The organism is Parafrankia sp. FMc2, assembly GCF_041008525.1.
In the GTDB taxonomy this organism is placed as follows: domain Bacteria; phylum Actinomycetota; class Actinomycetes; order Frankiales; family Frankiaceae; genus Parafrankia.
Genome location: NZ_JBFLUG010000019.1, coordinates 55616 through 68506 on the forward strand (window position 1 = coordinate 55616; position 12891 = coordinate 68506).

The 12891-nt window shown below is 71.9% G+C and carries 10 protein-coding genes; 6 read left to right on the forward strand and 4 right to left on the reverse strand.

Features of this window, described 5'->3' with window-relative positions; genetic code table 11:
• Positions 1-291 precede the first annotated feature (291 nt).
• From AB1460_RS09750 to AB1460_RS09760, 3 genes are read left to right on the forward strand one after another with little or no spacing between them, the layout of a single operon-like run.
• The gene (locus AB1460_RS09750) at positions 292-1458 is read left to right on the forward strand and encodes a DegT/DnrJ/EryC1/StrS family aminotransferase (protein WP_368960465.1); all 1167 of its coding nucleotides are present in this window, start codon (positions 292-294) and stop codon (positions 1456-1458) included.
• Between the two features lie 11 nt (positions 1459-1469).
• Positions 1470-2645: a Gfo/Idh/MocA family protein gene (locus AB1460_RS09755; RefSeq protein WP_368960467.1), complete on the forward strand. Its 1176-nt coding sequence runs from the start codon at positions 1470-1472 to the stop codon at positions 2643-2645.
• Between the two features lie 44 nt (positions 2646-2689).
• The gene (locus AB1460_RS09760) at positions 2690-3340 is read left to right on the forward strand and encodes an HAD-IA family hydrolase (protein WP_368960469.1); all 651 of its coding nucleotides are present in this window, start codon (positions 2690-2692) and stop codon (positions 3338-3340) included.
• A gap of 25 nt (positions 3341-3365) precedes the next feature.
• Here AB1460_RS09760 and AB1460_RS09765 read toward each other — a convergent pair whose 3' ends face one another.
• The 3 genes from AB1460_RS09765 to AB1460_RS09775 are packed head-to-tail and all read right to left on the reverse strand — an operon-like array spanning position 3366 to position 6270.
• A complete protein-coding gene (locus AB1460_RS09765) occupies positions 3366-4370 on the reverse strand; it encodes an ROK family protein (RefSeq protein ID WP_368960470.1) in 1005 nt (334 codons plus the stop codon).
• Between the two features lie 11 nt (positions 4371-4381).
• A complete protein-coding gene (locus tag AB1460_RS09770) occupies positions 4382-5221 on the reverse strand; it encodes a shikimate dehydrogenase family protein (RefSeq protein WP_368960471.1) in 840 nt (279 codons plus the stop codon).
• Entirely contained in the window at positions 5218-6270 is a 1053-nt protein-coding gene (locus AB1460_RS09775; protein ID WP_368960472.1) for a 3-dehydroquinate synthase, read from the reverse strand. Before AB1460_RS09775 ends, AB1460_RS09770 begins: the two co-directional genes overlap by 4 nt.
• Before the next feature lie 295 nt (positions 6271-6565).
• Here AB1460_RS09775 and AB1460_RS09780 point away from each other — a divergent pair, with 295 nt between their 5' ends.
• Positions 6566-9112: an alpha/beta fold hydrolase gene (locus AB1460_RS09780; RefSeq protein ID WP_368960473.1), complete on the forward strand. Its 2547-nt coding sequence runs from the start codon at positions 6566-6568 to the stop codon at positions 9110-9112.
• A gap of 51 nt (positions 9113-9163) precedes the next feature.
• Positions 9164-11017, forward strand: coding sequence for an ABC transporter ATP-binding protein (locus AB1460_RS09785; RefSeq protein WP_368960475.1), 1854 nt, complete (start codon positions 9164-9166; stop codon positions 11015-11017).
• On the opposite strand, the gene AB1460_RS09790 is transcribed toward AB1460_RS09785, so the two are convergent.
• On the reverse strand, positions 10981-11634 hold the full coding sequence (locus AB1460_RS09790; RefSeq protein WP_368960476.1) for a helix-turn-helix domain-containing protein: 654 nt from the start codon (positions 11632-11634) through the stop codon (positions 10981-10983). The genes AB1460_RS09785 and AB1460_RS09790 overlap by 37 nt on opposite strands.
• Positions 11635-11772: 138 nt before the next feature.
• Here AB1460_RS09790 and AB1460_RS09795 point away from each other — a divergent pair, with 138 nt between their 5' ends.
• The gene (locus AB1460_RS09795; protein WP_368960477.1) at positions 11773-12459 is read left to right on the forward strand and encodes a class I SAM-dependent methyltransferase; all 687 of its coding nucleotides are present in this window, start codon (positions 11773-11775) and stop codon (positions 12457-12459) included.
• Positions 12460-12891 lie beyond the last annotated feature (432 nt).

Consider the following 12891-nt stretch of genomic DNA (forward strand, 5'->3'; position numbering starts at 1 on the left):
GGTTCTCCAGGTGGGGGGCCCGGTGCCGGCCGATCGTATCCACCTGGTCGCAGTCCGTCCTAACCCCGATGGTGATCGCCATCCGTGGTGTCGGCATCGTGACAGCGCCGGTGATGCTCCCCCTCGGGAGTATTACGTCTCCTGGTGCACCTGTTCGCTTGTCCGTGGTTCTTGTATAGATTCCCTGCCTGTCGTGCCCGTGATTTGCACCTGCCGGGCACGGCCGGCGGGCCGGCGGCATCTCGCTGGCCACGCCCAGCCTTCCGTACCCATCTCTGAGAGGTGACCTGTATGAGTGACAGTCGGCGGACGGCACCCGAGTTCCCGGCCTGGCCCCAGTTCGACGACGCGGAGCGAGCCGGGCTCATCCGTGCGCTCGACCAGGGCCAGTGGTGGCGGATGGGGGGCACCGAGGTCGACTCGTTCGAGCGGGAGTTCGCGGAGTACCACGGAGCGGATCACGCTCTGGCGGTGACGAACGGTACGCACGCCCTGGAGCTCGCGCTGCAGGTGCTCGGCGTCGGCCCCGGCACCGAGGTGATCGTTCCCGGCTTCACCTTCATCTCGTCGTCCCAGGCCGCGCAGCGGCTCGGCGCGGTCGCGGTGCCCGTCGACGTGGACCTGGAGACCTACTGCATCGACCCGGCGGCCGTCGAGGCCGCGATCACCTCTCGGACCAGAGCGATCATGCCGGTGCACATGGCCGGCCACTTCTCCGACATGGACGCCCTCGGCAAGATCGCCGCGAACGCCGGCGTTCCGCTCATCCAGGACGCCGCCCACGCCCACGGCACCAGCTGGGCAGGCCGCCGGGTTGGCGAGCACGGCAGTATCGCGGCGTTCAGCTTCCAGAACGGCAAGCTGATGACCGCCGGTGAGGGCGGCGCGGTCACCTTCCCCGACGCGGAGCAGTACGAGCAGGCGTTCCTGCGGCACAGCTGCGGCCGTCCGCGCACCGACCGCCGTTACCTGCACCAGACGTCCGGCTCGAACTTCCGGATGAACGAGTTCACCGCCTCGGTGCTGCGCGCCCAGCTCGCCCGGCTCGGCGGGCAGATCGACACCCGCGAGCAGCGCTGGCCGGTGCTCGCCGAGCTGCTCGCGCAGATCCCCGGGGTCGTGCCGCAGGGCCGCGACCCGCGCTGCGACCGCAACTCGCACTACATGGCGATGTTCCGGCTGCCCGGCGTCGGCGAGGAGCGGCGCAACGCCCTCGTGGACGCCCTGATCGAACGCGGCCTGCCGGCCTTCGCCGCGTTCCGCGCCATCTACCGGTCGGACGGCTTCTGGGAGACCGGCGCCCCGGACGCGACCGTCGACCAGCTCGCCGCCCGCTGCCCGAACGTCGAGGCGCTCAGCGCGGACGGGATCTGGCTGCACCACCGCACCCTGCTCGGCACCGAGGCGCAGATGCACACCATTGCCGAGATCCTGGCCGAGACCCTGGCCGGCGTGTGAGCAGCACGCCCGTGGCCGGGACGTCCGTGGCCGGGACGTCCGCGGTGGAGGGCACCGTCCGGGTCGCGGTGGTCGGGCTCGGGTGGGCCGGGCGGTCGATCTGGCTGCCCCGGCTGCGCGACCATCCCGCGTTCGAGGTGGTGGCCCTGGTCGACCCCGACCCGGGAACCCGGGCCGAGGTGGCCGCCGAGCCCGCGGCCGGTGCCGGTGCCGGCGTTGGCGTCGACGTGCTCGCCCATCCCGCGGAGCTGAGCCGTTCGGCGGTCGACCTCGCCGTCGTCGCCGTCCCGAACCACCTGCACAGCCCGGTCGCCGCCGGCCTGCTCGCGGCGGGGGTGCCGGTGTTCGTGGAGAAGCCGGTCTGTCTGCGCACCGCCGAGGCGGAGACCCTGGCCGCCGCCGAGCTGGCGGGGGGAGCGGTGCTCCTGGCCGGCAGCGCCGCCCGCTTCCGGGCCGACGTCCGCGCGTTGTACGGCATCGCCGAGCAGCTCGGCACCATCCGGCACGTCGATGTCTCCTGGGTGCGCGCCCGTGGCGTGCCCGATGCCGGCGGCTGGTTCACCCGGCGCGACCTCGCCGGCGGGGGGGCGCTTCTCGACCTCGGCTGGCACCTGCTCGACGTCGCCGCCCCCCTCGTGGGGACCGACGGATTCGTCCACGCGGTGGGCACGGTCTCCGGCGACTTCGTCGCCGACGCCGCGTGGAGCGCCTCCTGGCGCCACCCCGACGACGCTGCCGGCTCCCGGTCCGGCGGCAACGTCGAGGACACGGTCCGGGCGTTTCTCGTCAGTGGCACCGGAGTGTCCGTGGCGCTGCGGGCCAGCTGGGCATCCCACGAGCCGCTCGACGGCACGGTGGTGCGGGTCGAGGGGAGCGCCGGCTCCGCGGAGCTGCGCTGCACCTTCGGCTTCAGCCCCAACCGCCACCCGTGGTCGACGCTGACCTGGACGAAGAACGGCACCACCACCAGCGTGGACGTCCCCACCGAACCGATCGGTGCCGAGTATCGCCGCCAGCTCGACGAGCTTCCGGCGCAGCTCGCCGATCCGGCCCGGCGCGGTGCCGCGGTCGGGCAGGCGAGGTCGACCATCGCCGCCATCGAAAAGATCTACGAGTCGGCCGGACTGGCGCAGTCCACCGTTCCGGCGCATACGACCACGTCGGCGCTGCTGCCCGCCGCGTCCTGACACACCGGTGGGCAGCGCTGCCACGCCAAGCATGGGGGGAGCCGATGGGCACCACAGCAATCGTTTTCGACCTCGACGGTGTGATCGTCGACAGTCACGCCGTGATGCGGGAGGCCTTCACGCGTGCCTACGCGGAGGTCGTGGGCCCGGGACCCGCTCCGTTCGAGGAGTACAACCGGCATCTCGGCCGGTACTTCCCGGACATCATGCGGATCATGGGCCTCCCGCTGGAGATGGAAGGCCCCTTCGTCCGGGAGAGCTACCGGCTCGCTCCCCAGGTCCTGTTGTTCGACGGGGTCCGCGAGCTGCTGACCGGCCTCCTCGACCGGGGGATCCGGCTCGCCGTCGCGACCGGCAAGAGCGGACCGCGGGCCCGTGACCTGCTGGCACAGCTGGGCATCCTCGACTGCTTCGAACGGGTTATCGGCTCCGACGAGGTCGCCCGGCCCAAACCGGCGCCGGACATCATCCAGCTTGCGCTGGAAACCCTGGGCGCGGATCCCGCGGACGCGATGATGATCGGCGACGCCGTCACCGACATCCAGAGCGCCCGCGGGGCCGGCGTGCGGGCCGTCGCCGCCGTGTGGGGGCAGGTCGACGAGTCCGAGCTGCTGGCAGCGGCACCCGACTGGGTGATCTGGTCCCCGACGCAGCTCCTCGGCCTCCTCGCGGAGCAGCCGTACCTGACGGTCTGACCGCCGAAACGGGTTCCGCCGCCGCTCAGCGGCCCGGCTCGTCCGGCTCGTCCGGCTCGTCCAGGTCGCGGGCCAGCAGCACCGCGCCCGTCAGCGACGACAGACCGCCCTGCGACGCCCGGACGGACACCGCGGGATGGCCCGGCCGGGCCATCGCCTCCGTCCGGGCCGCCACGGCGTCGACGAAACCGGCCAGCCCGTCCGCGAATCCGCCGCCGACCACCGCCAGATCGGGCCGCACCAGCTCGGTCAGGCCGGTGATGGCGCCCGCCAGCGCCTGCGCCGTGGCCCCGACGGCCTCCTGGGCCCAGCTTTCACCGCTCTCCCAGCCGGCCTGCAGCTGCGGGTAGGTCACCTCCACATCCGCGGCGCCCGCGGCGCCCGCGGGGTGCGCGCGCAGGTGGGTCGCCCGGTGCAGGGTGGCGGGTCCGGACGCGAGGGCCTGCAGGCAGCCGCGGCGTCCACACCGGCACAGCGGCCCGTCCAGGGCGATGACCAGATGGCCGATCTCGCAGGAGCCGCGCCCCGGCCCCGGGCAGAGCCGGCCGTCGAGGACGATCCCGCCGCCGATGCCGGTGCCGACACCCAGGTAGACCAGGTTCGCGGCACCGGCATGGTGCGCCTCGGCCAGCGCGGCCAGGTCACCGTCGTCGGCCAGCGCGACCTGCGCTCCCGGCACGAGATCCCGCAGGGCCTGCCCGAGCTGCAGGCCCGCCCAGGACGGCCGGCTCGGCCAGGTGGTGACCCGCCCGTCGGAGTCGACCGTCGCGGGCATCGCCACGCCGATCGCGGTCACCTGCCCGTCCCACCCGTCGCACAGGGCCCGGACGCCCGCGCCGAGATCACGCAGGTCGGTCTCGGCCGGAGCGCCGACCGACCAGCGGAACACCGCCTCGCGCGAGGGCCCACCCGCCTCCGGGCTCGTCGCTTCCGGGCTCGTTGCTTCCTGGTTCGTCGTCTCCCGGTCCGTCGTCTCCAGCCGCAGCGCCACCTTGGTGCCGCCCACGTCGATGCCGAGTCGGCCGGTCACCCGCGGGGCCGTCACCGCGCACCCGGCAGGCCGAAGAACGCCCGGTACAGGTCGACCTGCTCGGCCAGCATGTGGATGCCCGGATGGGTAGGCAGGCCCCGCCCCTGGGCCGCCTGCAGCAGCCGCGTCCGCGCCGGTTTCATGATGATGTCGGCGACGACGCACCCGTCCGGCAGGTCCGTCGGGTCGAACGGCAGCGGGTCCTGGGGGCGCAGCCCGAGCGGGGTGGCGTTCACGACCACGTCGACCGGGCCCTGACCGTCCCGCGGCGTCGCCCTTCCGGGCCAGTGGGCGTCCAACCGGCGCAGCAGGTCGGCGAGCCGGGCCTGGTCCGGATCGTGCACGGTCAGCCGCGCGCAGCCGGCGTCGAGCAGCGCCACCGCGATGGCACTGCCGGCACCGCCCGCCCCGACCAGCCGGATCTCGCTGCCGGCGATCCGATGGCCCGCGCGGAGCATGCCGCGGACGAAGCCCGCACCGTCGAAGTTGTCGGCCAGCCAGCGCCCGTCGGGCTCCCGCCGCAGCGCGTTCGCGCTGCCACTGATCGCAGCGGCGGGGGAGCGGAGGTCGGCCAGGTGGGCCGCGGCCACCTTGTGCGGGATCGTGATCAGGATCCCGTCCAGGTTGGCGATGGAACGCAGCCCCGTCAGCACGGCCGGGAAGTCGGCCGGCCGCGCGTGTACCGGGACGAGCACCGCGTCCAGCCCCGCCTCGGCGAAGACCGGGTTGACCAGCCGCGGCGCCTGCACCTGGTCGACCGGGTCGCCGACGACGACGTACAGCCGTGTCGTGCCGCTGATCTCCCGCGGTCGCGCCGCCGGCCGCGTCCCGAGGGTGTCGGATGTCGTCACAGCGCGCTCCGGTCCATCGCGGCGAGCGTCGAGGCCACCAGGTCCGCCGGGACGTCCGGCACCAGCCGGGGCCCGTCCGACGAGTCCAGGACGAAGGCCAGCCCGGTGGTCGTCGATGTGCTCGTGGACTTCTTGTCCCGCCGCATGATCGACACGAGCTCGCCGTCGTCCACGCCGGCGGGAAGCGCGGTCGGCAGCCCGTAGTGCGCGACCACCTCGTGGTGCTCGGCGGCCCGAGTCTCGTCGATCAGGCCCAGCCGTGCCGCGAGCCGGCCCGCGAACACCGTCCCGACCGCCACACCTTCGCCGTGGCGCATCCCGAAGCCGGTCGCGATCTCCAGGGCATGGCCGAGGGTGTGCCCGTAGTTCAGGATGTGGCGGAGCCCGGAGTCGCGCTCGTCGCGGGCGACCACCGACGCCTTGAGCGCGACGCTGCGGGCTATCTGCTCCTCGACAGGCAGACCGCGCAGGTCACCCGCGCCGATGAAGTGCGCCCGCGCGATCTCGCCGTAGCCGTTGGTCCACTCGCGGGCGGGCAGCGTCCGCAGGTAGTCGGTGTCGCACAGCACCGCGCTCGGCTGCCAGTAGGCGCCCACCAGGTTCTTGCCGGCCGGGAGGTTCACGGCGGTCTTGCCGCCGACGCTGGCGTCCACCTGGGCCAGCAGGGAGGTCGGCAGATGGATCACCGCGATCCCGCGGTGGTAGAGCGCCGCGGCGAGGCCGACGACATCGGTCGTCGTCCCGCCTCCGCAGGACACCACCGCGTCCGACCGGGTGAGGCCGAAGGCCGCGAACTGTTCGCACAGGTTCCCGACGTTGGCCAGGGTCTTGTCGCGCTCGCCGTCGCGGGCGGTGATCCGCACGGCCGGGACCCCGGGGTCGGGCACCGCGTCCTCCGCGGGCCGCGCCGAGACAATCGCGACCCGTGCCGCACCGACCCGCGCAACCGCCGCCGGCAGCAGGTGCCGGGCACCCGGCCCCACGTCGACCGGGTAACCGCGCTCACCGAGGTCGACCCACACCCGATGCGCCGTGACTGACTCCGCCATTGTTGTCCTTCCGGTGTGTGTCTCATGATAGATGGTGATCCTGGTGTCCGGTAACCGTGTGCACCCCTGATGACTATTCAGGAATAGGGTGCACGGCTCGGGTTGTGGATGGCACGGGTGGGCGGGAGTGGGTGTATCCGGGCCGTACTATCGGCAACGGCTCCGAATTACCGTGAACGGAGCAGAGGGGGCTGGGGTCAAAAACATGGTTGGTACGCAACCGTTGGTCCTGCCGGCGACAGATCTCGCGCAGCGCGGTCGCACGATCGTGGGTCAGTTCTCGAGAATTGTCACCATGCGTGCCAGCAGTATCGCGGTGCGCGATGAAATGCTGGTGCTGACCTATGCTGAACTGGACTGGCGCTCTTCCGCGCTGGCCCGTTCTCTCGCCGCTTCCGCCGACGACGGCGGCGCGGAGGGAAACGTCGGCATCCTGCTGGACCAGGGCGCCGCCGCGATCATCGCCATGCTCGGCGCGCTCAAGGCCGGTCGACCGTTCGTTCCGCTCGACCCGATGCTGCCGGCCGCCCGACTGGGCCAGATCCTGCAGCTGGCGGACGTCGCGGTCTGCGTGACGGACGAGCCGCACCGGGAACTGCTCGCCGCCGCCGACGACCCGGCGCGCTCCACCCGGATCAACGCTGTGATCATCGATGCCGCGGGCCGGGCCGGCGACGCCCCGGTGGCCGGCGACCGGGTACCGGACGCCGCGCTGCCCGGCTGGCACACGCTGCCCGCCGACCCTGCCTTCGTGGTGTTCAGCTCCGGGTCCACCGGCGTCCCCAAGGGCGTGATCTGGCGCCACCAGACCGTCGTCCACGAGCTCGAATCGGGCCTCGACCAGGTCGGTGTCAACGCCACCGACCAGATGGCCCTGATCCTGCCGGTCGCCTTCGCCGCCGGTATCACGGTGATGTTCTGGGGGCTGCTCTCCGGCGCGACACTGCACGTCCTCGACCCGCGCGCACGCGGGATCGAGGTTGTTCCCGGCTGGCTCGCCGAGCGCGGGATCACCACTCTGCATCTGACACCGGCCCTCATCCGGGCGCTCGTCGGCGCCGCACAGCCCGGCCAGGCCCCGATCAGCCTGCGAGCGGTCACCAGCTCCGGCGAAGCGGTCTACGGCCGTGACGTGACCGCCCTCCGGGAGATTCTCCCGAGAACCTGCACGTTCTACAACTGGTCGGGATCCACCGAGACAGCGTCTCTCGCCTTCTTCCCGGTGCGTGCCGACGACGCCCTTCCCGCCGGTCCGCTTCCGGCCGGGTGGGCCGTCCGTGGCAAGACCATCACCATCGTCGACGACCATGGCAATCCTGTTCCTGACGGTGTCACCGGCGAGATGGCAGTGACGTCCAGGTATCTTTCCGGCGGGTACTGGAACGCCCCGCAGACGACTGCGCTGCGTTTTCTCCCGGCGGCGGGCAACCCGAATTCAGACAACTCCGATACCGGGGTGACGTACCGCGCCGGTGATCTGGCCCGTCGACGTCCCGACGGATGTATCGAACTACTCGGACGCGCCGACGCAGCCGTCAAGATTCGCGGATATCTGGTGGAGCCGGCGGAGATCGAGGCCGTCCTGCTCACCTCACCGGACATTGTCGAGGCCGTCGTCGTCGCGGAACGACCGGAGGACCAGCCCGCGCGGCTGATCGCCTACGTCGTCTGCACGAGCGCCGTCACCTCGGCGGCCGTGACCGTCCGGGCGCTGCTGCGGGCGAAACTGCCCGCCTACATGGTTCCCGCCTCGGTGGTGCTGCTCGACGAGCTCCCGCGCAACGAGCGCGGCAAGGTGGACCGCACCGCGCTGCCGCCGGTGCCCCCGCGGGCGCCAGGCCGGCTCCCGACGGGTCGCAGTCACTGGGAGCTTGTGGTCCGGGACCTGTTCGCGCAGGTACTCAAGGTCGACGAGGTCTACCTCGACGACGACTTCGTCGAACTCGGCGGAGACTCGCTCCTCGCCCAGCAGCTGCTCAGCGAGATCGGCGCCCGCCTCGGCGTACGCCTGCCGACGTCGGTGCTGGCGGAGGCGCCGACCATCGCGACGCTCGCCGCGCGGGTGGCACGAGCTCACCGTGACATCCCGACCCACCCGACCTGCGTCCCCCTCGCGGCCGACGGCACGAGGCCGCCGCTGTTCTGCGTCGCGGGGGCCGGCGGACTGGCCATCAACTTCGTCGCGCTCTCCCGCCTGCTCGGCTCCGACCTGCCCTGCTACGGCTTCCAGGCACAGGGCCTGGAGAACCGGGCACTCCCGGACTGGAGCGTCGAGCGCCACGCCCGCCGCCACCTGGCGGTGCTGCGCCTGATCCAGCCCACCGGGCCGTATCACATCGCCGGGTTCTCGTTCGGCGGTCTGGTCGCCCTGGAGATGGCGCATCTGCTCGTCGACGCCGGGGAGGAGGTGGCGCTGCTGACCCTGCTCGACAGCAAGCTGCCCCGATCCGCGCAGGCGGGACAGCCGGTGCCGGGCGGCGCCCCGGCCCGAACGGTGGAGCGACGTCTCCCGGTGCCCACCCTGACCAAACTGCGCAAGGCGGCACGGCTGCCGCTGGCCGGCCTGGTCCGCTACCCGGGCCTGACCCAGTTCGACACCTTCTTCGACCAGTCCCGGCTCATCGCCCAGTCCTATCGGGTGCGCCCCTACGCCGGCCGGTCGCTGCTCTACCTGGCCGAGGACAACACCGACCCGGCCCGGGACGGCTGGACCGACCACCTGACCGGCGAGGCGACCGTCGTCACCGTGCCCGGCGAGCACCATTCGATGCTCAACGAGCCGCATGTCGGTACCCTCGCGGCGGACCTGCGTGCCCGGCTGGACGAGGTGATGGCCCGGTGACGCCCAGGGGCGGTGCGCCGCGGTCCGACCGGCCGCATAGTGTCTTCCGCCGTGGTCTCGTCGCGTGGGTCCGTCCTGTCCTCCCGGGTGACCCGCCTGCACGCGCGGGCGGTCGCGAAGCTGACCGGGGTCGACGAGGCGGCACGTAGCCTGCAGTTCTTCGCCGACCAGGGGCGGTCCGTCGCCGCCCTGGTCGGCCTGTCGATCGTCGGATCCCTGGCGGTCGCCGCGGGCCCGTTCCTGCTGCGCCACCTCATCGACGACTCCCTCCCGACCGGCCGGCTCCGCGATCTCGTCCTTCCGGTCGCGCTGCTCGGCGCCCTGCTGGTGTTCGAAGCGGCAGTGCTGTCGACCCGGATGGCGCTCATCGCCCGGCTCGGCGCCGTGATCACCGTGCGCATGCGGCAGGCCGCGAACGCACGCATCCAGCGGCTCCCGTTCGGCTTCTTCCCACGGAGCCAGCAGGGCGAGGTCATGACGGTGATGTCCACCGACGTGATCACGGCGCAGTACGCGATCTCGGCGATCGTCCAGGCCGTGATCTGCCGCGTCGCGGACATCGCCGTCGGTCTGACGGTCGTCTTCGTCCTCGACTGGCGGCTGAGCCTCGTGGTGCTGCTCCTCGCCCCGATCACCCTTGGAATCATGAAGGTCGGCCGGCGGCGCCTCGCCGGACTGTCCCAGCGTCAACGTGAACTCGACGGGCAGCTCATGGCCCAGGTGGCTGACACCTCCTCCGTGTCGGGCGCCCTGCATGTCCGGCTGTTCGACCGGGCGGACCACGAGTGCACCCGGTTCGACGCCGCCGGCGCCGGCCTGCTGGCCGCCGCCCGTGAGCAGGCAGGGCTGACCTCCCGGGTGCGCCTGGTGGTGAACCTCGGCGTCGTCCTGACGATGATCGTCGTCGTCACCGTCGGTGCGTGGCTGGTCTCCACCGAACGCACCACGCTCGGGACCGTCGCCGCGCTCGGTGGCGCCCTGCTGGTGTCCTTCGGTCCGCTGGCGTCCGCGGTCGAGCTCAGGTCCGAGCTCTCCTCCGCCGGTGCGTCCTTCCGCCGGGTCTTCGCCCTGCTTGATCTGCCGGTCGACGAGGCGTACGCCCGGGCGCGCGAACGCGTGCCCCCGGGCGGCGGTCTGCCCGCGGGCCAGGCCCTCGACCTCGTCTTCGAGGACGTCTGGTTCTCCTACGACCGCACGACCGACCGCGCGGCGACCGGCGACGACAGCTGGGACCTACGCGGGATCACCCTGCGCGTCGCCCCGGGCACGACCACCGCGGTCGTCGGGTCGAGTGGTGCGGGCAAGACGACCCTCGCCTACCTTGCCAGCGGTGTTCACCGGCCTCAGCGCGGCACGATTCGTCTCAGCGGTCTGGCCCTCGACGACATTGCCTCCGCCGAGCTGCATACGGCGGTCGGCGTCGTTCCGCAGGATCCCCATCTGTTTCACGACACCATTGCGGCCAACCTTCGGTACGGCCGACTCGACGCCACCGACGACGAGCTGCGGGAAGCGCTCGACGCCGCCCATCTCTCCGCGCTGCTCGACCGCCTGCCGGAAGGTCTCGAGACCCGCGTCGGGGCCCGCGGCTACCGATTGTCCGGGGGTGAACGCCAGCGTCTCGCGATCGCCCGCGTTCTCCTCCAGTCACCGCAGGTTCTCATCCTGGACGAGGCGACCTCGGCACTCGACAGCATCTCCGAAGCCGTCGTCCGTGCTGCGCTGGACCGCCTTTCCGTCGGCCGGACCTGCCTGGTGATCGCGCACCGGCTTTCCACCGTCATCGATGCCGACCGGATCTACGTGATGGATCGCGGCCGGATCATCGAGAACGGCACCCACAATGATCTGCTCGCCGACGGCGGTACCTACGCGCAGCTGTATGGACCGGTCACTACCGGATAACTCGCACCCGCTGGACGGGCGCGTACCTGGAGCCGCTCACCCTGCGGTCCGAAAATGCTGATCGCCTCCGTCGGCACCGACCCGGTGTTGGTGAACGCATGCGGAACATGGGTGTCGAACTCTGCGACCTCGCCGGCGGCCAGCGTCATATCGTGCTCACCCAGCGCCAGCCGGAGGCGCCCGGACAGCACATAGATCCACGCGTATCCCTCGTGGGACCGCTGCTCCGCCGTGCACACCGGCCGCCGGGCGGGAACGATCATCTTGAACGCCTGCAGCCCGCCCGGACGCCGGGCAAGGGGGATGAAGGCCATCCCGGCGCGTTCGATCGGGCGTGGCAGGGCCCGAGGACCCGCGTGCTGTGGCATCCCCACGAGATCATCTATCGGAAGCCGGTAGACCCGCGCGAGCTTGACCAGCATCTCGAGGGTGACGCGGCGCTGGCCGGACTCCATCCGGGACAGGGTGCTGACCGAGATCCCGGTCGCCTGCGACAGCTCCGGGAGCGTGGTGCCGCGGCCCTTCCGCAGCGCGCGCAGTCGTGGGCCCACGGTGGCGAGGACCGGGTCGACCTCGAGGACCGGGTCGACCTCCCCGTCCTGTCGATCATCGGTCACACCTCCATTTCCGGTCCAACCGAACTGGCTGTCAAGTCCGCGAGGCGCGGGCCGCCTGCCCGCCGGACGCGGGCGGGATCAGGGGCCCGGTGGGCGCACCCGCTGTACCGGGCGATCTGCTCGTCCTATGCTGGACCAATGGATGAGATAGCTGTCTCATATGGTGAGACGATCTGGGATCCGGAAACCTACGACGCGCCGCGTCGGCGGCTGGTTCCCGCCTTCGATCTGCTCTACGGGGCGGTGGCTGATCTGGTCGGCGAGCTCGGCGAGCCCCACCCGGAGGTCCTTGATCTGGGTGCGGGAACGGGCCTGCTGTCGGCCGCCGTGCGCAGCGCGGTTCCCGGCGCGCGGCTGCACCTGATGGACGGCGCGCGGCCGATGATCGACGGTGCGGTGGCGCGGCTCGGCGAGAGCGTGGCATCAGTCACGGTCGCCGACCTCACCGATCCGCTGCCGGTCGGGCCGTTCGACGCCGTGGTGTCAGCGCTGGCGATCCACCATCTTGGTGACGGCGCCAAGCGTGATCTGTTCCGCCGCATCCGGCTCGCGCTCGTCCCCGGTGGTCTGTTCGTGAATCTTGAGCAGGTGACCGGTCCGGATGACCACGCGACCGCGAGGTACGAACGGATGCACGAGCAGTGGGCGCGGCAGGCCGGCTCGGACGACGAGGAGTGGGCCGGGGCGCTCGTGCGCATGGCCCATGACCAGTGCTCTCCGCTGGATGATCAGCTGGGTTGGTTGCGGGAGGTCGGTTTCGCCTCCGTCGACTGCGCCGTCAAGGTCTGGCGCTTCGCCGTCTACTCCGGCCGCTCCCGGCGCTAGGACGGCGGACCCGCGGATGTCACCGCCGAGCTGTCGCCGCCGAGCTGTCGCCGCGGAGCTGTCACCGCCGAGCTGCCGCCGCCGAGTCGCTGGCTGCGGCGGCCCGGCGGCGGCCGGTCCGGGCCCCCGGCGTCGGCGGCGAGCGGTCGTGCCTGACCCGAAGGTGCGGGGCGCTGTGTCGGTGGTGCCGGGGTGTCGCGATGGCGACAGTGGACGGGCCCGGTCGCGGTCGGGAGGTCGCTCCCGGGAATGATCCGGGTCGGGCGGAGCCGCGGTGAGTCAGCGACCGCGGACGCGGATCATTCGACGGTCAAGGACGTTTTGCGGGATCCCAGGGCTTGTCCGGGGCGTTGCTAAGGGTGCGTTCCCCCGGGTGCGCAGAATGAGCGCCGCAGATTCTTGCGAACGTCTTACAAGCTTCTACAGCGGAGT